At 37.6% G+C, this 22,882-nt stretch carries 23 protein-coding genes and 1 tRNA gene; 9 read left to right on the forward strand and 15 right to left on the reverse strand.

Features of this window, described 5'->3' with window-relative positions; genetic code table 11:
• The first annotated feature begins 9 nt into the window (after positions 1–9).
• On the forward strand, positions 10–1,023 hold the full coding sequence (dusB, locus tag MRY82_06700) for a tRNA dihydrouridine synthase DusB (GenBank protein ID MCI5072611.1): 1,014 nt from the start codon (positions 10–12) through the stop codon (positions 1,021–1,023).
• A gap of 70 nt (positions 1,024–1,093) precedes the next feature.
• On the opposite strand, the gene dnaB is transcribed toward dusB, so the two are convergent.
• The 6 genes from dnaB to MRY82_06730 all read right to left on the reverse strand — a co-directional run bounded on the left by dnaB (position 1,094) and on the right by MRY82_06730 (position 6,243).
• A complete protein-coding gene (dnaB, locus tag MRY82_06705) occupies positions 1,094–2,419 on the reverse strand; it encodes a replicative DNA helicase (GenBank protein MCI5072612.1) in 1,326 nt (441 codons plus the stop codon).
• Positions 2,420–2,635: 216 nt separating this feature from the next.
• Positions 2,636–3,100: a 50S ribosomal protein L9 gene (gene rplI, locus MRY82_06710; protein ID MCI5072613.1), complete on the reverse strand. Its 465-nt coding sequence runs from the start codon at positions 3,098–3,100 to the stop codon at positions 2,636–2,638.
• Positions 3,097–3,741 (reverse strand): 30S ribosomal protein S18, encoded by a 645-nt coding sequence (gene rpsR / locus MRY82_06715; protein MCI5072614.1) that lies wholly within the window; start codon positions 3,739–3,741, stop codon positions 3,097–3,099. Before rpsR ends, rplI begins: the two co-directional genes overlap by 4 nt.
• 106 nt (positions 3,742–3,847) lie before the next feature.
• Entirely contained in the window at positions 3,848–4,417 is a 570-nt protein-coding gene (gene pth, locus MRY82_06720; protein ID MCI5072615.1) for an aminoacyl-tRNA hydrolase, read from the reverse strand.
• Positions 4,418–4,456: 39 nt separating this feature from the next.
• Entirely contained in the window at positions 4,457–5,128 is a 672-nt protein-coding gene (locus MRY82_06725) for a 50S ribosomal protein L25 (protein MCI5072616.1), read from the reverse strand.
• A 179-nt stretch (positions 5,129–5,307) separates the two neighbouring features.
• Positions 5,308–6,243: a ribose-phosphate pyrophosphokinase gene (locus MRY82_06730; GenBank protein MCI5072617.1), complete on the reverse strand. Its 936-nt coding sequence runs from the start codon at positions 6,241–6,243 to the stop codon at positions 5,308–5,310.
• 130 nt (positions 6,244–6,373) lie between these two features.
• Between MRY82_06730 and MRY82_06735 the strand changes: the two genes are divergently transcribed.
• Positions 6,374–6,535, forward strand: a complete 162-nt coding sequence (locus MRY82_06735) for a hypothetical protein (protein MCI5072618.1) — start codon at positions 6,374–6,376, stop codon at positions 6,533–6,535.
• A gap of 11 nt (positions 6,536–6,546) precedes the next feature.
• On the opposite strand, the gene MRY82_06740 is transcribed toward MRY82_06735, so the two are convergent.
• Positions 6,547–7,896, reverse strand: a complete 1,350-nt coding sequence (locus MRY82_06740; GenBank protein ID MCI5072619.1) for a mechanosensitive ion channel — start codon at positions 7,894–7,896, stop codon at positions 6,547–6,549.
• A gap of 109 nt (positions 7,897–8,005) precedes the next feature.
• Positions 8,006–8,446 (reverse strand): hemerythrin domain-containing protein, encoded by a 441-nt coding sequence (locus MRY82_06745; protein MCI5072620.1) that lies wholly within the window; start codon positions 8,444–8,446, stop codon positions 8,006–8,008.
• A gap of 230 nt (positions 8,447–8,676) precedes the next feature.
• Here MRY82_06745 and MRY82_06750 point away from each other — a divergent pair, with 230 nt between their 5' ends.
• A complete protein-coding gene (locus MRY82_06750; protein ID MCI5072621.1) occupies positions 8,677–9,732 on the forward strand; it encodes an AI-2E family transporter in 1,056 nt (351 codons plus the stop codon).
• A gap of 63 nt (positions 9,733–9,795) precedes the next feature.
• On the opposite strand, the gene MRY82_06755 is transcribed toward MRY82_06750, so the two are convergent.
• The 4 genes from MRY82_06755 to ispE form a co-directional block, all read right to left on the reverse strand.
• Positions 9,796–10,506 carry a hypothetical protein gene (locus tag MRY82_06755; protein ID MCI5072622.1) on the reverse strand — a complete coding sequence of 237 codons (711 nt, stop codon included), beginning with the start codon at positions 10,504–10,506 and terminating at the stop codon, positions 9,796–9,798.
• Between the two features lie 88 nt (positions 10,507–10,594).
• The gene (locus tag MRY82_06760; protein ID MCI5072623.1) at positions 10,595–11,479 is read right to left on the reverse strand and encodes a cupin-like domain-containing protein; all 885 of its coding nucleotides are present in this window, start codon (positions 11,477–11,479) and stop codon (positions 10,595–10,597) included.
• Positions 11,480–11,637: 158 nt separating this feature from the next.
• Positions 11,638–11,712 (reverse strand) — tRNA-Gln (locus MRY82_06765).
• Positions 11,713–11,720: 8 nt separating this feature from the next.
• Positions 11,721–12,587, reverse strand: coding sequence for a 4-(cytidine 5'-diphospho)-2-C-methyl-D-erythritol kinase (ispE, locus tag MRY82_06770; GenBank protein MCI5072624.1), 867 nt, complete (start codon positions 12,585–12,587; stop codon positions 11,721–11,723).
• A 120-nt stretch (positions 12,588–12,707) separates the two neighbouring features.
• Between ispE and MRY82_06775 the strand changes: the two genes are divergently transcribed.
• The 4 genes from MRY82_06775 (at position 12,708) to ruvB (ending at position 15,716) form a co-directional block, all read left to right on the forward strand.
• Complete coding sequence (locus tag MRY82_06775; protein MCI5072625.1) at positions 12,708–13,454, forward strand: YebC/PmpR family DNA-binding transcriptional regulator; 747 nt, start codon at positions 12,708–12,710, stop codon at positions 13,452–13,454.
• Positions 13,447–13,998, forward strand: coding sequence for a crossover junction endodeoxyribonuclease RuvC (gene ruvC, locus MRY82_06780; protein MCI5072626.1), 552 nt, complete (start codon positions 13,447–13,449; stop codon positions 13,996–13,998). Before MRY82_06775 ends, ruvC begins: the two co-directional genes overlap by 8 nt.
• Positions 13,999–14,061: 63 nt before the next feature.
• Positions 14,062–14,673, forward strand: coding sequence for a Holliday junction branch migration protein RuvA (ruvA, locus tag MRY82_06785; GenBank protein MCI5072627.1), 612 nt, complete (start codon positions 14,062–14,064; stop codon positions 14,671–14,673).
• Positions 14,649–15,716 (forward strand): Holliday junction branch migration DNA helicase RuvB, encoded by a 1,068-nt coding sequence (gene ruvB, locus MRY82_06790; protein ID MCI5072628.1) that lies wholly within the window; start codon positions 14,649–14,651, stop codon positions 15,714–15,716. Before ruvA ends, ruvB begins: the two co-directional genes overlap by 25 nt.
• A gap of 305 nt (positions 15,717–16,021) precedes the next feature.
• Here ruvB and MRY82_06795 read toward each other — a convergent pair whose 3' ends face one another.
• Both MRY82_06795 and MRY82_06800 read right to left on the reverse strand, forming a co-directional pair.
• Positions 16,022–17,008: a hypothetical protein gene (locus MRY82_06795; protein MCI5072629.1), complete on the reverse strand. Its 987-nt coding sequence runs from the start codon at positions 17,006–17,008 to the stop codon at positions 16,022–16,024.
• Between the two features lie 47 nt (positions 17,009–17,055).
• Positions 17,056–18,171, reverse strand: coding sequence for a cytochrome c (locus tag MRY82_06800; protein ID MCI5072630.1), 1,116 nt, complete (start codon positions 18,169–18,171; stop codon positions 17,056–17,058).
• Positions 18,172–18,373: 202 nt separating this feature from the next.
• Between MRY82_06800 and mgtE the strand changes: the two genes are divergently transcribed.
• Together mgtE and MRY82_06810 are read left to right on the forward strand one after the other, a co-directional pair.
• Positions 18,374–19,726 carry a magnesium transporter gene (mgtE, locus tag MRY82_06805; GenBank protein MCI5072631.1) on the forward strand — a complete coding sequence of 451 codons (1,353 nt, stop codon included), beginning with the start codon at positions 18,374–18,376 and terminating at the stop codon, positions 19,724–19,726.
• A gap of 30 nt (positions 19,727–19,756) precedes the next feature.
• Positions 19,757–21,334, forward strand: coding sequence for an N-acetylmuramic acid 6-phosphate etherase (locus tag MRY82_06810; protein MCI5072632.1), 1,578 nt, complete (start codon positions 19,757–19,759; stop codon positions 21,332–21,334).
• 37 nt (positions 21,335–21,371) lie between these two features.
• On the opposite strand, the gene MRY82_06815 is transcribed toward MRY82_06810, so the two are convergent.
• Positions 21,372–22,814, reverse strand: coding sequence for an NADP-dependent isocitrate dehydrogenase (locus tag MRY82_06815; GenBank protein MCI5072633.1), 1,443 nt, complete (start codon positions 22,812–22,814; stop codon positions 21,372–21,374).
• Positions 22,815–22,882 lie beyond the last annotated feature (68 nt).

Raw genomic sequence — 22,882 nt, forward strand, 5'->3', positions numbered from 1 at the left:
TGGCTCAATATGGGTTATGCAAGCTGGATGAATTTTGGTTTTGATGAGCAAAAAGGTAAAAGACCTATCTTATTTATGGCGCCCATGGAAGGCATTACAGATATTCCTTTCAGGCGCCTGGTCAAAAACCATGGTTGCGATATTATTTGTACCCAAATGATTCATGCTCAAGGTTTGTTGCGGGGTGAACAAGCCAGAATGCAAGAAGCAACGGCTTTAGACCCGGATGAAAAGCCTGTTGGCTTTCAGTTGTGTGGCAGCAATCCTGACTATCTATCTGAAGCTGCCAAAAAAGTGGAAGACATGGGTTTTGCTTTTATTGATTTTAATATGGGCTGCCCAGCCAAAAATGTTGTTAAAAGAGGCTCTGGCGCAGCTTTACTCAAAGATCCACCAAAAGCAGAAAAAGCCATTTTAGCCCTCACTCAATCTGTGAAACACATTCCCATTACTGTTAAGATTCGTGTGGGTTGGGACAACGATTACCACGGCGGTATGGACATTGCTAAACTTGCTCAAGATGCAGGCGCACAGCTGGTATCGGTCCATGCCAGAACCCGCTCACAAAAATTTAAGGGTCAAGCGGACTGGAACTTAATCAAAGAGCTCAAAGAAAAAATAAGCATTCCGGTTGTAGGCAATGGTGATATTTTTGAGCCTGACGATGTTGAAAAAATGTATGCTCAAACTGGTGCAGACGGAGTCATGGTTGCTCGCGGTGCCTTGGGCAATCCATGGATTTTTTCAGGTAAACGCCCAAGTATTGGAGAAATTTATCAAGTTCTCATGCAACACTTTGAAGAGCATTTAAGCTTTTACCCTAAACAGCGTACAGCCATGATCACTTTTAGAAAGCATATTGTCTGGTACACCAAAGGCATGCGCAATGCCACAGATTTCAGGGTTAAAGTTTTTAAAGAAAATGATTTAGACAAAGTCAAACAAATGCTGCATGATTACTTTGGTCAATTTGATCCCAATGAATATCCTGACCAGCATGAAGATCAATTCAAACGCAAATAATCAACTCTATGGTACCCAAAGGTAGCCGGTACCTTTGGGTACCAAGAAAACATAAGTAACTTTTAAAATATCAATCAAACTCAATGGCCAGGTTTTCAAAACGCGTACATTCATTTAAGAACGCCAGACGTACTTTACCTACTGGGCCATGCCTGTGCTTTACAATGTTAAATTCAGCAATACCTTTGTCTTCAGTATCTTCATTGTAAACTTCATCCCGATAAATAAAACCCACCATATCTGCATCTTGTTCAATGGCTCCAGATTCACGCAAATCCGACAACATAGGTCTTTTGTCATTTCTGGACTCAACAGCACGATTCAACTGAGATAGAGCAATCACAGGCACATCCAATTCCTTGGCCATGGCTTTAAGAGATCTGGATATCTCGGATATTTCTCTCTCGCGACTTTCACTTTTGCCTTTAACTGTCATCAATTGCAGGTAGTCAACAATAATCAAAGAAAGATCGGTTTGAGCTTTCATTCTACGCGCTCTAGCCCTTAACTCAAAACTACTTAAAGAGGGTGTGTCATCGATATAAACTCCTGACTCTGACAAAGGCCCAGCAACATGCGTTAAACGCTGCCACTCCTCTTCATTGAGCATACCTGTTTTAAGCTTTGAAGCGTCAATTCTAGCAGCAGAACAGAGCATCCGCATCACCAACTGTTTCTTTGACATCTCCAAAGAAAAAACCGCAACGCCTTTTTTTTCACCCAAAGCCACATTTTCTGCAATATTCATACACAATGAAGTTTTACCCATGGCAGGTCTTCCAGCTATAATAATCAAATCTGAAGCCTGTAAACCCGCAGTCATTTTATCGATTTCTTTAAAGCCACTGGATAAACCGGTTACCGCTTCTTTGCGCTCAAAATTTTGCTCAATCTGGATAAAAGATTCTTTAATGATAGGCGCAATGGGCGTCAATTGACTGTTATTTTGATTTTGAGCAACTTCAAAAATCACCTTTTCTGCTTGATCCAAGTAAGCCGCAACATCGGTGCCTTCATCATAGCCTTTGGTGACAATATCCGTTGCTGCCGTAATCACACCGCGCAAAATACTTTTATCTCTAACAATTTTTGCGTAATGCAAAACATTGGCTGCTGTAGGCACAGCTTCAACCAATGACGCTAAATAAACTGCCCCACCAATGGTATCGAGTAAATTTCTTTCCGTTAATGCGTTGGTTAAGGTAACAAGATCTGCGGGCTGCCTTTTTTCTAATAATTCTGTAACAATTGTATAAATGTCTGCATGGCTTTTTTGATAAAAATCTTGGGGTGACAAAACCTCTAAGACTTCAGAAGCAGAGTCATTATCAAGCAAAATGGCCCCTAAAACAGACTTCTCGGCATCAATGTTTTGCGGTGGTACACGCGAACTCATGGCAATGTCATACTATTGCTGCAATAAATTAACAAGACTTTACTACAATTGGCTATGTTAAAACTTAAAGCTATTGAGTCCAATAAATCCATTTTATCTTTTAATTTGAAAAGCATCTATAGAGATAATATTCAATATTGATCTAGACTAATAAAAAAAGCTCCTCAGCCACAAAGTGGCATAAGGAGCTTTTCATTTTCATGGATCCTGAAATTTTTATTCAGTTTCGTCTTCTACTGAAATGCCGTTCACCACCAAGTGGGCTTTGGCCATCAAATCACCGTCCAATTTAATATCTAAATCGTACTCACCGACTTCTTTAATAGGCGTATCCAATAAGATAGACTTGCGGCTAACCACGTGACCTTTTTCTTCCAAAAATTTCTGCACATCAATGGATGTCACTGAACCAAAAAGCTTATCATTTTCACCCGCTTTTTTGCTAATTGTGATTTTTTCAGACTCAATGTATTCTTTGGTTTTTTGCGCAACTGACTTGGCTTTTTCAATTTTGCTGGCCAACATTTTCTTTTGGTGCTCAATTTGTCTTATATTTTGAGCATCAGCCAAAACTGCTTTATTTTGTGGAAACAAATAGTTGCGAGCATAGCCAGGTTTCACATTCACCACTTGGCCAACATTACCCAAGCTACCCACGGTTTCAATCAATACAACCTTCATGATGCCTTCCTTTCACTTTTGGCAGCCGCATCTCTTTTTTCATAACGATTTTCTGATTTTGCTGCAGCGTCTCTTTTTTCATAACGGTCTTTGTCTGCTTTATCGCTGATATAGTTAGATGTATAAGAAAGCAAAGCCATTTGTCTTGCACGTTTGATTTCACGTGTGATTAAGTTTTGCATTTGTGCACTTACGCCAGACATACGCGCAGGGATAATTTTACCTTTTTCAGTGATGTATTTGGCTAAACTTAGTGGCTCACGAAAGTCTACTGGAACCTTTATACCCTTTTCATTACCAGCAGCTTCATTTTTAGCATTTTTGCGTTCAATTTCTACTTGAGCTCGCTTTTTCTTATCAAAAGCAAAGGTCGCATATCTTAAAAGATCTTCTTCAAAGCGAAGTTGCTCATCCATTTGTTTTGGAGCGCCAGAGGCTTGCTCATAAACCCAAGAAACATATTTACCTTGTCTCTCTTTTTTTATTTCATAGCTAAGACGTTTGGTTCCCCAGTCTTTTCTATTGATAAATTTGCCTGGCTTTTTACCGGCTGTTTTTTCTAATTTTTTACTGATTTTGTTGATGTAATCATCTGAAGCATCTGCTTTGAAGATAACTATTGTTTCGTACTGTTTGGTCACTTAGACTCCTCCTGGTTTAACAGCTTAACGCTACTATTGCGTAAGCGAGGTTATTTCCTTATAAGCTGCTGTCAGTAGCAGACATCCTTAAAAAATGCAAATGGATTTACGTATTCTGATTGACTTGATTCATGGCCAATTTAGGTCCTTTTTCTAGAATCAATTTAAGGTCATCCAGTCCAGGATCAATAAATTTGAGCAGTTTATCATTGGGCCAGCGCGATAAAACATATTTGGCAGTATCTTGCCTTGGGTCTTTATCTACACCCACTCTAAAACGCCAAAAATCTTTGCCCCAAGACTGAAAAATAGAGCGCAAGCCATTATGGCCACCGGCTCCGCCAGAAAATTTTAATTTACAACTGCCCAATGGCAAGTCCACTTCATCATGAATAACCAAGGTCTCTTGCGGTGTTATTTTATAAAAATGCGCAAAGTTTTGAATGACGGGTCCACTGCGGTTCATGTAGTTTTGTGGTTTAAGGAAAAAGTAATCTTGTCCCAAATAATGACCTTTGCCAAATACAGCATGCCCTTTTTCTTTCCAATCAGAAAACTGTGAAACACTCTCATCTGTAAAATGATCTAAAAGTAAAAACCCCGCGTTATGCGGGGTTTGAATATATTGCTGTCCTGGATTACCTAAACCAACAATCAGTTTAATTTGTGTTTCCATCTTCTACAAACCAATCCTATGATTTAGGCTGATACACAATTACTCAGCTTTTTTAGCTTCACCTTCTTCACCGCCATCTGCTGCAGCGGCTTCTTCACCAGCAACTCCTGGTGCTGCTTGTTCATCTGTATCCGGTGTTAGATCTTTCTCTTCAGGAATCACAACAGACGCAATCGTTACATTGGCATCCCCAAGAATGCTGACCCCTTCAGGCAAAGTAATATCATTAATGTGAAGAATATCACCCACATTCATATCACTGACATCAATTTTCAATTGGGTTGGAATATCTTTCGGCAAACATTTAATTTCAATACTTCTTCTGATTTGTTGTAGTTTACCACCTTCAGCAACGCCTTTTGGTTTTCCTTCTAGAACAATAGGAAGCGTAAGTTTAAAAGTTTCACCGGCTTTAACTTCAAACAAATCAAAGTGTAGACGATTCTCTGTCACTGGGTGCAGTTGCACTTCTTTAAGTAGCGCCATTTTTCCAGTTAGATCTTTATGCTCAGATTCAATTTTTAAAATAGAGTTTACACGTGCTTGCTTGTGGACCTTGGCAAATTCCAAAGTATTAGCCGTAACATTTAAAGGGGTTTTCATACCAGGGCCATAAAAAACGCCGGGTAATTCTTTGTTGGCACGGGTTTTACGCGCAGCGCCTTTGCCAATTTCTTCTCTTAAATTTAATTTTAAATCAATTGTTTTCATCGTAATTTTACTCCATTCCCTTCTGGGTACTTAGTCATCTGTTGTTTCTTTTCAATGGGGGATCTTCCCCCCTTCTTAAACGAAAACGCGGTTTTCGTTTAATTCATCCCACCCAGTCGGCTGCGATATAAAATCTCGTCTCCAAGGGGGCTCCTCTTACCAAGTTTATATAACTTATTTTATATAAACAATGAACTCACTGAGTCTTCGTTGTGAATTCTTTTCATCGCTTCACCAATTAACTCAGCAACCGATAAAACTTTTATTTTTCCGCACTTTTTCCCTTCTTCACTTAAGGGAATGCTGTCAGAAACCACCACAGCTTCTAATTCAGAATCGCAAATTCTATCAATGGCAGGGCCTGACAATACCGGATGAACTGCACCTGCATACACTTTTTTTGCGCCATGTTCAAGTAGAACCGGAACAGCTTGCGTCATGGTTCCGGCAGTATCAATCATGTCATCTAAAATAATAGCCGTCATCCCTTTAACTTCACCAATCAAGTTCATGACTTTGGAAACATTGGCTTTTTCTCGACGTTTGTCAATAATTGCTAATGAAGCGCCAAGGTGTTTAGCATAAGCACGTGCTCTTTCCACACCACCGGCATCAGGAGACACTATCACCAGAGGGTCTTCTTCTTGCTTAAGTTTTTCAAAATAATTCACCAACACGGGTTTTGCATAGAGGTGGTCAAAAGGAATATTAAAAAAGCCTTGAATTTGTGCAGCATGCAAGTCCATAGACAACACTCTGTCTGCTCCAGCAGCTTCTAAAAGATCTGCAACCAACTTAGATGAGATGGGTGTCCTGGGAGCTACTTTACGATCTTGGCGAGCATAACCATAGTAAGGGATAACTGCAGTAATTCTTTTTGCTGAAGCTCGCTTTAGCGCATCAATTAGCACTAAAAGCTCCATTAAATTATCATTGGCTGGATTGCAGGTGGATTGAACAATAAAGACATCTTCCCCACGCACATTTTCTTTAACTTCAACCCAGGTTTCACCGTCGCTAAAAGAGGTTACCGTGGCATCACCAAGACTTACGCCTAAATACTCACAGATGTTGACAGCTAATTTTTGATTGGAATTGCCGGTAAATACTTTCATAAATGCTCTTGACATAAATGAAATCATGCAGAATGACAAGGGGTTTTTATTGAAAACAAACTAAGGTATGTTAACACAGGAAATAAGGTGAATACAAAAGTATCTTAAACTTAATACGCACAAGGACATCATGCATATTCATAAAAAAGACAATCAAGCCATAAAGAAGAAAAAGAAACCAGAAGACCCTGGCCAAGAAAAAATTGAAGATCCAAAAAAGCCCAATCAAGACAATAAAGAAATTCGTTTACCCTCAGACACACCTAAGCCTAAAAAGAAAAAGCTCAATTGACGGTTTATACCTTATTGTAAAAGATTATCTTCTTCGTTATTGATATCACTTTTGTTGGCTTGTTCTTGCAGTTCTCGTGTTTCTGTATCTAAACTGCTTTCTTTCTGCGTTGCTGCCTCACTTACAGATTGAGATGACTGCTTCTGCTCTAGATTAGATTTTTTACTCTCCACCTTAAGCTGTTTTGCGTTGGAGTCAAGCATCTTAACATCGAGAGCATTAGCAAAAACCACCTCTCTTGCATCATCAGGCATGGATACGTTTTCACTCATTAAACGTTGTTTTATGTTTTGCGTAATCGCCGATTTAATTTTAACCGGGCTTGTCTGCCGCATATCAATCCAATAATAAACAGATAAATTTACCGTTGCGGAACCCAGTTCGCTCACTAAAACACTGGGTTTTGGATCACTTAAAATTCTTTCACCAAATTTATGCAATTCGCTAAAGATCAATGTTTTCACCAGCTCAATCGAGTCATCAAAACCAATCCCCACTTTTATCACATCACGCATTTTAGGGTTGGTTGAAAAGTTTTTGATGACTTCAGTAAACACTTTTGAATTGGGTATGATAATGTGATTGCCATCATAGTCAATCAATGTTGTCCCCGATGTAGTGACACTATGAACAATGCCTTTTTGGCTACCTATTTCTACAATGTCTCCTTTGGAAAATAATTTTTTTAAGCTGATCATTAAACTTGAGATATAATTTTCTAAAGAGCTTTTTAAAGAAAGTCCTAAAATCAGTCCTAAAGCCCCTGTACCTCCTAAAACTGTTGCCGCCAGTGCATTAAGACCACTGATTTTGATCATAAAATAAATCCCAAGCAAGATCAGAGGTGCTGACAATATTTTTGCTAGTGCATTAATAAACAGTGGGCTATCTAATTTTCTATACAGTGTTTTTTTTAGGATCGTATGAAAGACCACGCTTAAGATAAAAAACAAAATGAAGACCATCAGTGCTGACGCAAAATAAGGCAACATCCTAGAAAATTTAGTTTTAAGGGTATTAACTTCTTTAATTGCCGGCCTTAGGTCAATTTTTTCTGAGCTTTTAACCGTAATGCTATTGATGCTTGCAACAATACCCGGTGTTTTATTAATTAACTCTGAGGCAAGGGTTTTATGCGAAACTTCTTGGACAGAACCTGAGAGGAAAACAATTCCATTTTTTACCTTAATTTTAACGTCTTGATACCAGCCAATGGTTTCAAAAATTTCCAGTAATTTTTTTTCAATAATAAGATCTTTGGGTTGATCATTGATTTGAATATCTTTACTGTTAAGCCTTAAGTTTGCCCTATCATTATTTGGATTTGGTAAATCTTGACCATTCAGTTTAAAGCAAATCAAAAAAAATAGTACTACTAGAAATCTAGTTATTATCATTGCTGTTAAATACCATAGACATTTATAATTGAATACAGCTTTGTTAAAGCTTAAAGCTCACTTTTAAATAACTTTACATGGTTGATGATTGTTTCATCATTTCTTCATATTTCTGGGACAGGTTTTGTTTTTCTGATTCATTTAAGACAATGCCTGCTTGTTGAAAAATTTCATGCTCTTCTTCTTCTAAATGGTGAAGCAAACGATCTTTTAGATTTTTAAGCGTTACTAACCACGATGAAGAGCTCATATCAGTCTTCTCCAGTTGCTCGATAAAATCATCCAATTCTTTATGTTCAGATATGCTGTGTCTAGACAAGTCTTGAGTCCTATCGTATTCAATCAGAGGTTTATAAAAAAACCTTTCTTCACATTTTGCATGGCGTGATAACTCCAGTTTTAATTGAGAAAATATTTTTTTTCTTACCTCTGTATCTCCTGATGTTTCGGCAAGCTGATTGATTAACTTTCTTTGTAAATCATGATCTTTTCTAAGAGATTCAAATATTGTCATCGTTGATTCCTTTCTTTTTTACCCTTAAATTAAGCATTTCAACATTTAAGTATGTTATAGACTTTAGACCGGTATCAACACTACTTACTTTTGATAGCTAAAATAAGACCAAAGTTAGGTTTCATCCACTCTAATTATGCTAGACAATAGTGTGTTTTTTTATATTAAGAATATTGAAAAACCTGTATTGTAACTTCATGAATTTATCCCAGAAAGACTACAACTAAAAAATGACTTCAAAAAAAAACCCCTCGTTGATAGAATCTAAACATATACTTCTTGCATCTGGCACTCTGCTATTGGCTATTTATGCTCAGACCATTATGTTACCTATTGCTTTGGGTACACTTTTTGCCCTAATTATTGTTCCCATTATTAAATTTTTTGAGAGCAAAGGTTTTTCAACTGTATGGTCAAAAACATTAAGTATTATTTGTTTCGCTCTATTTATTATTGTATTTTTATCCGGTGTTGCTCTGCAAGCTTCTATTGTCTCTTCACAATGGTCTGAGATTGAGAAAAAAATAGAAAAAACTCATGAAAGCTATTCAGAAAGCCAAGCATCCAAAACTATAAACTCTCTTTCCTCAGATAAAAATGGTTATTTTAAACCAACTTTACAAAGTGCTTTTAAAGCTTTTCAATCAGCCCTTGTCGGTCTGGTTGGGTCTTTTGTATCTATGTTGATTCATTTGAGTTCTGCATTCTTATTTATGATTTTAATCATCATTGAAAAGGAAAGAATAAAAAACTTTTTTGAAAAGATGTATCCTAAAAAAAAATACGCGAAAATTTTTGATGCAATTGGAGAGAGTGTAACAACGATTAACAGTTATATCTGGGGACGTCTATTGCTCACGGGTATTCTCTCTGTTGTTTATGGTATTTTCTTTAGCCTTATTGGTTTGAAGTTTGCTATTCCTGTTGCCATTCTAGTAGCTTTACTTAATATCATTCCCTATTTAGGTAATTTAATCAGTATTGTTTTTCTAATGCTGATTTCGCTGTTGTCTGAAGATACTTTGTTTGTTGCTTCAATGACCATCTCTATCATTGTGGTTTATCAATTTATTGAAGGCAATATACTAGAACCTTGGATTTTGGGTGGAAGTGTTAATATTAACCCTCTTACCACCATTCTTGCCTTAACCCTGTTTACACTTATTTGGGGAGTCTTTGGTACCTTAATGGCTGTTCCCGCTACAGCTGTGGTTCGTGTATTTCTATCTCACTCAGATCATTATAAACCTTTGGCTTATCTGATGAGTGATAGCGAGGAATCATAACAATAAAACGCTGTGTCTTTAAGCGTCACGTTTTATTGTTATTGTATTTTGAGTTTTTTAAGCTTAGTCATTACCCCACTCTTTTAAGATATCCCATTGACTTGGCGTTAGAGGGTATCTTAACTCATTAATAAAGCTATTGCCCTCATTGCTAATTAATTGCGCAGGAATCGCATTTTCAGCTTGCTTAAAACCAAATCTGCTATCTTCAAGGTAAGCCCAACACTCCAAGCGATACTGAATTTGCACTATGCTTGGCTCCCATGCACCTACTTTTTCCATGTATCGATACTTAATTAAATTTAAATCTGTATAGCCTTGATAGTACAGCCAGTTTTCACCGTTCACTTCTTTAACGGCAAGACTACTAATTAAATCAAGATTTTTAGTATTGCTTGCTTGACCTTCACTAAAAAATTCACTGTAGGGTTTAACAATAATGGGAAGACTTAAATCTAGTGAATAAAATGCTTTGGTGGTATCATAATTTGCGTTGCTTGCTGGTACAAACGCACAAAATGCTTTGTCTTCTCCAATACTTGGTTTTTGGGGCATAACTTCGTAGTTACCCTTCTTAAAAACAATAGACGGCAAATCTTGTTTCTCTTTTGTCACTTCCTGAGTCAGTGGAATTGGAGCTCCTGATTTCAACCTCATCATGGCCATACGAGATAATTGGCTGTTTTTCATTGCCTTATCAAGTAACGCTTCTTGTGCTTGAACATCAAAAAATGCCACAATAGCACTAACCATTAAAACAACTTTTAACTTCATAATTTCCCCCAAAAACTTAAATAAAAAATACGACTCTTCGTATCATAAAAACATATACCAAAACAAGCCTGTTTTTTTTAGGTTTAAGTTAAGACACCCTATCGTAGCCCATCAATTCTAAGCGTTTCATTTCACGATGCGCTACTTTAAAGGACTTTTTTTGTTTCCAGTCCTTCCACTGCTCACCAAGAAACCTATTGCAAGGTAAGTCAATGGCGGCATGACATATAATACGCTGTAAACCTTTGATTTGATTAAGCCATTGATCATGCGCACGGAGAGAAACACCAAAGGCGCCACTTAAGTATTCTACATGATGGAAAAAACCTGAAGGAATATACAAAGTATCTCCTGGATCAAGCGTTACATCGTAGCCTTTAACATACCGTGAGGCTGGAAACTTTTTATAATTGGGTTGAGTTGGATCAACCATGGCTTGAACTGTAAAAGGTGTGTGGTAAAGCAGTGCTGCTTGCTCGTTTGAAACCAAAAAAAATCGTTTTTTTCCTTCTATTTGGGTGTGAAATACGGAGCCAAGATCGATATCATAGTGAAAAGGGACTCGCGATCCTTTGCCACCAAAAAATGTATAAATAAAGCGTTCATTAAACCCATCCATAAGATCAGGGTACACAATATCTTTTTTTAATTCTGGAGCATGCTGAGCAATATTATAAAGAAACATTCTTAATGTGCTTGGCTGGGTTTCAATCAATGTAAGGTATTCGTTAAACGACATCATTTGCACATCACGTACTTGGTAATTTTTTCCAGCGTTTCTAATCCTGTCATCACAGAGTGGAATGGTTAAATGACCATAATTTTTCTTCAACCAATCAAAAGTCCACTTTTGGCTTGCCGGCCAGGTATGAGCCAAGTTTTTTATCAACAAAGGTTTTTGATATTGATGATAATTGTGTTGAAAATCTTGTCTTGTAATATTCTCAACGATATCAACAGCTTTTAAATCCATGCATGAATCTTAACATTTGAATTGATTGATTTGCAAAAAACAAAACTTTTCTGCTTGATTGATCGCTATTATTTTAGATGTACTCACAATAACGTTAAACAGGGGGAACCCTTCAAACAAAAAACCCAGGCCCCTTAAAAAAAGAGGCCTGGGTTTTTTGGCTGGGGATGGAGGATTCGAACCTCCGAATGCTGGTACCAAAAACCAGTGGCTTACCGCTTGCCGAATCCCCAACGATTATTCAAAGCCTATTAAAACATGATGACGTTCCTGTCCATGTAAAAATGATTTTTCCTACATTTTTTAATGCTGGGGCTGAAGCCCGAGCATGAGCTTCATCATTAAACAAGCCCCATACAGTGGCACCGCTACCACTCATTTGAGCATGCTGGCAGCCTGCTTGCTGCTCCATGATACTGAGGATATCCTGTATTTTTGGACATAAAGCAATGGCTTTATCCTGCATATCATTGCCCTGCAGCATAATTTTATCAAGATCTTGCCAGCCTGATACTGGGAAATACCTTTCTTTGGCCATTACTTCCTGCCCACGATTCAAAGCCTGATATATCTTAGCCGTGGATACTTCTTGCATGGGATTAACCAGCACAATAGGCTTTTTTTCAACGCTTGCTTCAGCTTTGCAATTAACCCCTCTGCCCTCAACATACATTAAGTCTTGATCAAACAAAAAGAAAGGAACATCAGACCCAAGTTGTTTGCCCAAATTTAACAACTCCTCAAATGTATAGGCCTTAAAATATTCATTAAGTGCTAACAAACATGTTGCGGCATTGGAACTGCCGCCTGCCAAACCTGCTGCTAGAAAAATATTCTTTTTTATATTGATAACAATAGAAGACTTGATTTGAGTGTGTTGACAATAAAGCATGGCCGCCTGAAAAACAATATTATTAGGTCCATCCAGGCGTGAATCGTTTTCTACTTTAACCTCAAGACTGAGCTCTGAATTAGGTTTAAACTCAAAGTTCATTTCGTCATACAAAGAGACTTTCTGCATATAGCTTTGCATGGCATGATAGCCATTGGCCATTTTTTCATACACTTTAAGATTATAATTGATCTTGGCATAAGATTTTTTATACATGTTTTATCTTCATACGCAGGTTCTTCACACTTGTCACGACTCCAAGTTTGTCTGTTATACTTTTAAAAAACTCGTTAAAAAACTAGCTGCATCCGCGTCTTTTCTGGTAGTAAGGCTTTTATGGCTGGACATTCAAAATGGAGTAAAATCAAACGTAAAAAAGGTGCCAATGATGCAAAACGTGGCAAAATATTCACTAAACTTATTCGGGAGATTACAGTAGCCGCTAAAAACGGTAATGACCCAGATGCCAACCCACGTTTACGCCAAGCCATTGCCACGGCAAAAGCACAAAGCATGCCCAATGACAATATTGATCGCGCCATCAAAAAAGGCAGTGGTGACGCTGGCGACGTTAATTATGAAGAAATTTGCTATGAAGGTTATGGCCCTGCTGGAACCGCCATATTGGTAGACACTTTAACCGACAACAAAATAAGAACGGTTGCTGAGGTACGCCATATATTCAGCAAAAATGGTGGAAGCCTGGGAGAGCCCGGATCCGTTGCTTGGAACTTTGATTCTAAAGGCATGATTGTCATCACGGGCACAGAAAAATCTGAAGAAGAGTTATTTGAACTGGCCATTAACGCTGGCGCCGATGATATTAGCCCTACTGCTGATGGCTTTGAAATCACCACCGCCCCAGATGCCTTGTATGAAGTCAAACAAACTTTAGAACAAGATAATTTAACGATTGAAAGCGCTGAGTTGGTTAAAATTGCTAAAAACCTGGTTCAAGTGGATCAAGAAAATGCAGAAAAAGTTTTAAAATTGGTGGACATGTTGGAAGACAACGATGATGTGCAAAACGTTTATACCAATTCTGATATTGATGACGCCATACTAGAAGCCTTGGATGCTTGAAACGCTTAAAACACAAGAAAAAGTTTTAGGCATTGACCCTGGTTCCCTGCATACCGGCTACGGTGTTATTAGCCAGCAAGGTAGTCGTTTAATTTACATTGACAGTGGCGTTGTTTCTCCCAATAAAAGCTTAAGCTTTGAACAACGCTTGAATTTTATTTATGAAACTTTAAAAACAGTTGTTCTTCAACATCATGTTAGCAGCGTCGCTGTAGAGTCTATATTTTATGGTAAAAATGTTAAATCAGCCTTGATTCTTGCCCAAGCTAGGGCCATGGCATTGCTTCTGGCAGCTCAACACAATCTTAAAGTTTATGAGTATTCACCCACTGAAGTTAAAATTGCCTGCACGGGCTATGGTAGAGCCAGTAAAGAGCAAGTAGCCAGCATGATTCAGCATCTTTTTCCCAAGTTTGCCCATAAAGAAACCAGCAAGGCTGATGAAAGTGATGCTTTATCGGTTGCTCTATGTCACCTCAACACGCATCCTACAATGTATAAAAAAACTCAGCGCAAGCCTCTAAAAAACAGTTCTCCAAAATAAAGCAAAATTTCCGTTACAGATTTCAAGCTTGCTAAAATAGGGATGAAAAGATAAGAATAAAGCATGATTGGCTTGCTTAATGGCACAATACTTTCTGTAGAGGATTCAACGGTTACCATAGACTGTCAAGGCGTGGGATATGAGGTGAATATTTCACCCAAACTGCAACAAGGCTTGAATCAACTTATTGGACAAAAAAGTACACTTTTTATCTATACCCATGTCAGAGAAGACCAAATCAGTTTATTTGGTTTTGCTGAAAAAAAAGAAAAATCCCTGTTCTTAAAACTTCTTTCTGTATCCGGAGTTGGTGCCAAAACCGCTTTAAACATGCTGGCAACCTTATCTTACGACAGCTTGATCAATGCCATTATTCATAAAGATGTTAAAACCATTGCCAGTTGTCCGGGTATTGGTAAAAAATCAGCTCAACGCATTGCTGTTGAACTCAATGACAGACTCAGCCACCTGATTTTTGAGCACAAAGGCATGCACGGCGCCAGCCTAGATCAACAGGCCATTTCTTCTGAGCCCTCAGAAGAAATTATTTCTGCTTTAGCCAATTTAGGTTACAAACGAGAACACATTATCAATGCGCTTAGCAGCATAAATCAAGAGCAACCTCTAAGTTTTGAAAGGACCTTCAAAGAATGTCTGAAAATTCTTTCACAATAGACCCGCAAGCGCGTGAACTTGACCCGCAAACAACTGGCGTTATAGATCATGATGAATACTCTTTGCGACCACAAAATTTAGGTGAATATGTTGGTCAAAGGAAACTGATCAATAAAATATCTATTTTTTTAAAAGCCGCGTCTCAACGTAATGAAGCCATGGATCACACTTTGTTAAGTGGTCCTCCAGGATTAGGGAAAACCACTTTGGCTATGATTATTGCCAAAGAACTTGGTGTTCAACTTAAATCAACTTCTGGACCAGCCATTGAAAAAGCAGGCGACTTGGCGGCAATTCTCACCAATTTAGAACCGCGTGATGTTTTATTTATTGATGAAATTCACCGTATGAATCGTTCGATTGAAGAAATTTTATACCAGGCCATGGAAGACTATCAACTAGATATTATTATTGGCCAAGGGCCTTCTGCCAGAACCGTAAAAATTGATTTATCACCTTTTACTCTAGTCGGTGCAACAACACGCTCTGGCTTACTCACCTCACCTCTTAGAGATCGTTTTGGTGTAGTAGAACGCTTAGAGTTCTATGATGATCATGAATTACAAAAAATTGTGACCCGGTCAGCAAAACTACTTAATATAGACATTATACCACAGGCGGCTTTAGAAATAGCCACACGTTCACGTGGAACCCCAAGAATTGCCAATAGACTGTTAAAAAGAGTTCGTGATTTCTCCCAAGTTAGTGGTAACCACAACATTGACCTTAAGAATGCGCAAAACGCCCTGCAACTACTCGAAGTTGATCAAAAAGGCTTTGATGCAATGGATAGAACGATACTTTTAGCCATTATTGAAAGATTTAATGGTGGCCCTGTTGGTCTGGACACTTTATCTTCTGCCATCAGTGAAGAACGTCATACCTTAGAAGAAGTGTATGAACCGTTTTTAATTAGAAAAGGTTTTATTCAAAGAACACCAAGGGGAAGAGTTGTCACTTTAACAGCTTACGAACATCTAGGGAAAAAACCACCCCAAACATCTTATATCCATCAACAAAATACCCTGTTTAAAGCTGAATAATAATATTTTTTTGGCTTATAAAACTCAATGGATGACTTAAAACTTTGTTAAGATTAAATAACTTAGCACTCCAAGTACACAAAGAAAAAAACTAAGCTTCCAATACGAAGGTTTAAGTTTTGTATGACTATACTTCCCAAATTTATATAAAACTTCACCGTCCTGCGCTTTAAAAATCTCAAAGCCGTTTTTCTTATCGACTGAGCCGTCATAATATAAAGAAATATCTTTCAAAAACAGTTTTTGATTACTATCTTCCATTGCATAGCTGTACTCTGACACATCATTTCTAACATATAACCACATTAAGGATACTCCGTAATCTCAGCATCTGCATACTTTATCAACTGACCATAACGTTTTTCTTCTAATGCTTTAATTTTAAAATATTGATTTTCTTGTGCCTTGATTTTTTTAAACATCCGATCAAGGTTACTTGATAAACTTAACATTATATTTTTTTTAACTTTAAGCACATTGTATTTTTTTTGTATCATCGCTACTCTTTGGTAATCTTTTGCATCTGGCTTGGGTAAAGTTAAAAAATCTTCCAAATACTCTTTTATAGCTAAAACATCCAAGTCATATTCTGTTTTTGCTGGCGCATGATCTATATATACATTTTTAACACCCCATTTTTTTTCTTCACTTCGCTCACGTTGCAATTTAAAATAAAGTGAATTTTTTTTTGTTTTTAAAATGGTTTGCGGAATAGTTAGCTTTTGCTCTTTGCCCCATGAAGCTCGACCAGAGTTTTGAGCATAACCAATCAACTGATCATTAACAAACACAGCCAATAAATCACTCTCTTCAATATTGCCCACACTAAAATGTAAATAAGTATTCGTCTGCACAGACAATGGATTTTGATTAAAATAAAATTTTAACTTTGTTTTTGCTTGAGATTTATCATCAAAAACACCCTGAGCTGACTTTAAGGGTAAAAAAACGGCGTGCTGCTTTGGTATTTGCTGCAGTCTATCCTTAAAGTTAATTCTGTATAAAGAATAAGCAATGCTTGCAGAAAAAAAAACACAGAAAATATAAAAAAAACGACTGTATTCTACACTGACAAAAAACTTGCCACTCGTATCTTGTGGTAATTTTGAACAATCTTTAATGGTGTATTTTAGATCAAGCCTTTGAATTGTTTTCCAAAATAAAGGAATCTTTTTATCTAAAATCACCAGGTCATTTTTGATGGATCGGCCAATACTGTATTTTTTTTTATACAATATTTTTCTGTACTGGATATTTTTTGCCCTATCATTAATTTGTAAATCAAATAACATGCTTTTGCTAATTGCAAACCATAGGCCATACATTAGGTGTAGATATACTAAGCTTTTTTAATTAAGCTTTTGGATAAGCTTTGAATATGATTGATAATTTCATTTAAAAGATCAACTTGGTTTAACTCTTTTTTAGAAAATGAAGACGTAAAATTGAACATTTGTGTTTCAAAATCAGTCACTTCTTGAGCATAGCCTTCTTTAATAAGCCAAGGCTCAACTTTTTTAAAATAATCAAAATACGCTTTCAAAGCAATTTGCCTGGCTTCTCTTTGCTGATCTTTTTCAATCAGCATACGGGTTTTAACAAACAACAACTCAGTTTGGTACAAGCGATTCAACGGCCTTTGTAATTTTTTATTTTGATACATTTCTAATGAACGAATATAACTTACACTGGCATTAAGTGCCGAAGGAACAACACCCAAACGCTGAATTCTTTTTTTCAACTCTCCATTGGTTAAATTCATGGTTTTATACCAGGGTACGTACACTGACTTTTTTGCTGTGCCTCCAGAATTTTCTTTGGATGCTAAAAACAAAATATAATTGGCCACTGCCCAACGTTCCTGCTCGTTTATTCCTGCAAAAGAAGGCATATTGGTTGCTTCTACACCATCTTTGATGGTGTTGGCCATCTGAAAGGGAGACAAGCGGTCAACAATATTAGGGTCAGAAAAAGCTGTCGGTTTAACTTTAAAGGTCTGAGATACCGCTGTATTAGCATCTCCTCGATCACCGTGGCATTGTGCACATATGGTTGCATACACCTTTTTACCTTTTTCCAAACTCGGAACTTTTTTGGGAGCGGTGTTTAAATCAAATTTTTTAATTAGATCATTTCTAATATGTTCAATGTTGCTTTCTAATTGGCTAGGCTTGGAAATATTTTTAAAATCAGTCACAATTTGCTCAATATAAGCCAACTCTGGACTAACAGGGTTGGACAAGCATTTTTGAGCTTGTTGCATGGCATTTTTGAGCACTCTTTCCACAATTTTATACTTATCCATTGAGATAACTTTGATGGGTTGCTCTGAAACAGCATAACGATAATGCCGATAAACATAGTCTAATTTTGATACTAGAATACGTTTGTCTTCTTGATTACAAACCAAACCTGCTGTTGCCAAAGGTCCAGCAAACAATGTTGAAAACGACAAGCTTACAACAAAACAAAACAACAATGCATATGTAGAAAAATACCTGATTACTTTATTATAACCATTAATGAAAAAAAGAAAAGCACCCTAAATTTTTTTTAAGTTTTCATTAAAGCTAAAATACAAAAAAACTCGCTAAATTGATAACTTATGGATTAATTTCATTTTTCATTGCTCAACAATGTGTTACATTGGCCCACGTATGCAAGTTTCAAAACTCTTATTACCTGAGATTGTTGCGGCAATTGAAAACGACGATCTTCAAAGCCTAAAAACGGTTTTTCAAGATTTGCACCCCAGTGATATTGCCGAAGTGGTCAACCAACTCTCCAGTGAACATGTTGCTGCAATTATTCGCCTTTTACGTTTTCCAAGTGGTATTCATGTTTTTGAGCAACTGGACTTACAAACTCAGGCCAATGTTCTTAACCACTTGGGGAGAACCGAAACGGTTAATATTTTAGAAGAACTCTCTTCGGATGACCGGGTAGACTTGGTTCAAAAACTCCCTGAACAAACTGTAAAATCCTTGTTACCTTTCATCGCAAAAACCGAACGCGATGAAATAAAAAAGCTTTTGCAATATCAAGAAGATTCTGCTGGTGCATTGATGACCACAGAATATGTCAATATCCCGGTTGACATGAATGTTAAAACGGCTCTTGCTCACATCAAAAAAGTCGCTTTAGAAAAAGAAACCATTTATTATGTTTATGTTGTTGATGCACAGCGCAAGCTTATTGGTACTGTTTCCTTGCGTGACTTGGTTTTGGCTGATGATGAATGTCAAATTAGCACAATTTTATCCAAAGATCCTATTGCCTTATCTGTGGATGCTGACCTTGAAGAGGTGGTTAAAACATTTGAAAAGTATGACTTCTTGGCTGTGCCGGTGGTTGATCATGAGCTAAAACTGATTGGTATCATCACACATGATGACGCTTTTGATACCGTCATTGAAGAGCATACAGAAGATGCACACAGAATGGGGGCCATGCAACCCCTTGAAGACCCCTATTTTCAATCAAAAATATCAGATATTGTTAAAAAACGTGGATTTTGGCTGATGTTGCTGTTTTTAGGGCAGTTTTTTACTTTTTCTGCTTTGCAATACTTTGAATCCACCATGCAAAAAGCGGTTATGCTGATGTTTTTTGTGCCTCTCATCATATCTTCTGGTGGAAACTCTGGCTCACAATCGGTAACACTGATTACCCGTGGTTTGGCTGTAGGAGACGTAAACAGTAAAGATTTTTTCAAAGTTCTACGCAGAGAAACCTTAGTGGGTTTGCTGCTGGGCTTATTTTTGTGCATGATTGGCATTGTATGGGCTCATTTTATATGGGGAGCAGAGTTCTATTTATGCATTGCCGTGGGTATTTCCTTGATCAGTGTGGTGACCTTTGGTGCTTTGGTTGGATCACTGCTACCCATTATTTTTAAACACTTAGGCCAAGATCCGGCTATCATGTCTTCTCCGTTTGTTGCTTCTATTGTTGATGTGATTGGGATTGTTATTTATTTTTCAGTGGCCAAAACTTTATTGAATTTGTAATCCATAGCCATTCCCTATAAAGCAGCTCTTATGAATGAGAAAAATCAGCATCCGCTTCCACTCACAGAACAAGCTTTGGCCAATTCTTTGGATATCGATGCGCGCAGTACCAGCCAAATAATTGATATTATTCAAAATAATGATCAGGATCTACCTCATCTCTTAAAACAAGTGCAATCACAATTGACTTTGTTGGTCAATACAGCTGTTTCTCAAATAGAGCAAGGTGGGCGGATTATCTATGTTGGTGCCGGTACCAGTGGTCGTTTGGGTTATTTAGATGCTGTTGAGTGTCTTCCTACCTACAACCAGGGAGAAGAAACCATTATAGCGCTTATTGCTGGGGGTAAACAGGCTTTGCACACCGCCGTTGAGGGGGCAGAAGATGATACAGAACTTGCGGTATCTGACTTAAAAAATATCCAACTTAAAAATAAAGATATTGTCATTGGTCTATCTGCCAGTGGCACCACGCCTTATGTTTTATCTGCTTTGGATTTTGCCAAACAGCAAGACTGCTCAACTTGGATAGTCAGCAATAACCCTTTACAACAATCAGACTTTGCGCATCATTATGTTTACCTTGCTACCGGTCCAGAAGTGGTGACCGGCTCAACGCGTATGAAAGCCGGAACGGCCTTAAAAATGTTTCTCAACTGCTTTTCCAGTGCATGCATGATTAAACTGGGACACACTTTTGGTAACTTGATGGTGGATATGAAAGCCACCAACACCAAGTTATCCAAAAGGACTTTAAGAATTACAGACAGTTTATTGCTTAAAGCACCGCAAGAACCGTTTACTCAAGGACTTAAACATTATATTTTGCAAGAAAAAACCCAAACATCCTATGCGGACAGTGAAAAATATTTAAGCAGACACAAAGGTCACCTTAAACAAGCCTTAAGCCAAGACTTAAAATTAGAATTAAACAACTACTCTGCGCTTATTCTTGATATGGATGGCAGCATGCTGCGCTATCATTTGCCTGTTGGTTTTTCTACCTGGGCAGCTCTAGGATGGGCATACACTATCTATGACCAAATGGAGCAGTGGATAGAGCAATACAAACAAGAAAAAATAGCTTATGCTGATATTTGGAGTCTTTGCGCGCAAGCCTTAAAAAACAAGCCCATTGATCTGGCTCAGCAAAATTTATTTTGTAGTGCTGGAACTGCCCCTTACAATAGAGGCTTACAAATAGCACTGCCTTTATTTAAACAACACCTAAAAGTAGGGATTCTCAGCAGTGGTTTAAGCATGGTAGCTGAATCCATTCAAAGACAATTTGGTTTGGATTTTTCCATGTCCAATACCTTCAATCACAATGGTCATGTTTTTGATGGGACCGTTACTTTAGATGTACCTTATATTGATAAATACGACTGTTATCGTAAACTTATTCAAGAGCACAATCTAAAGTCAAAAAACATTATTTACGTTGGCGATTCATCCAATGATTTTAGCATTCTTGATGAGGTGGGCTTCCCTATTTTTTACATTACGCCCCACAACCATCATTTAAAAAATATGGCCAAAGAGCACAAGTGGCATCTGGTCAGTGATTACTATGATATCTTAAGATTATTTGCGACAGGAAAAAATTAAAAGACTCTTTGTTTTTTAAAAAGAGTCTTTTATTCTTTTATTGACCTTGCCCTAAAGAATAACCTCTCTCTTCACCAAAACGGTATAAATTTTCAGTCTTAATGACTTCTAAATTTGCCTCTAAAATCTTTTGCTGAAGTTCAATAAGCTCTTGATGCGTAACCTTTTTTTCATCGTCTTGATGCATAAATCTGCAACGCCAGTGATCGGTACAAAATGTGTGCGGATTGCCTTTTGGAAAAACTTTTACGCCGCGGTTGGTGATCATGACCAGTTTAAGATCGGTTGCTTGCGCTACTGCAATCAGTTTTTCTCCTAGAACATCAGGACGTCTGTCATCACAATCAATAAAAACATCCATGCCTTCTAATTTTTTCTCTACTTTAGGCTTTTCTTTTAAATGAATACTGATTTTTTGTGAAGTCTCACCGTACTCAACCGCTTTAAGCGTTTGAGGCTTACTGCCCAAACGTTCAATCACTGCTTTAGAAAAGTCTTGCGTGCTGACTTTTTCCTTGCTGTTTTGGTCATAAATATCTCCAGTATGAATCCCTTCCTCAATGGTTGTCAACCATGCATTTTCTATTTTCTCTGCAACGCTGCTTTGCCCAATATAGTTTAACATTTGAACAGCACCCATAAGTAAACCACTGGGGTTGGCAATGTTTTGTCCTGCTATGGTTGGAGCTGAACCATGAATGGCTTCAAACATAGCGCACTTTGCACCAATGTTTGCAGAGCCAGCCATACCCACAGAGCCTGTGATTTGGGCGGCAATATCTGAAACAATATCGCCATAGAGGTTAGGAACAACAATAACATCAAAGTCTTCAGGACTATCGGCGATTTTCGCAGCACCAATGTCTATAATCCAGTGATCCACATCCATTTCAGGATAATCTTTGGCCACTTCATCAAAGGTTTTATGAAAAAGACCATCTGTTAACTTCATGATGTTATCTTTGGTCATGCATGTAATTTTCTTACGCTTGACACTTTTGGCATATTCAAAAGCAAATCGAATAATTTTTTCACTTCCAGGGGCACTGATCAACTTCAAACATTGATAAACTTCTTGAGTTTGACGGTGTTCAATCCCTGCATATAAATCTTCTTCATTTTCTCGTACAATCACCATATCCATTTTAGGATGTTTGGTTTGCACAAAAGGATGAAGTGACTTGACTGGACGAATATTGGCATACAAACCCAAAGTCTTACGAATGGTCACATTTAAGCTTTTATAACCACCTCCTTGGGGTGTCGTAATGGGTGATTTTAAAAAAATGTGGTTTTTGACCAAGGTATCCCAATCTTGCTCAGAAATTCCGGAGGTGTGACCTTTTTTATAAACGTTCTCACCAATTTCAATGACTTCATAGTTTAAATCTGCGCCAGATTTTTTAAGAATACTTAGGCAGGCTTCCATTATTTCTGGTCCAATACCATCACCATAGGCTATTGTAATTTTTTGGCTCATTGTTTAATGCTCTCCTTGTAGCGCTTCAAATTCTGTATTTTAAACATTATTACGATTGTGCACCGTCA

This window comes from bacterium (assembly GCA_022763185.1).
GTDB lineage: Bacteria > Bdellovibrionota_G > JALEGL01 > JALEGL01 > JALEGL01 > JALEGL01.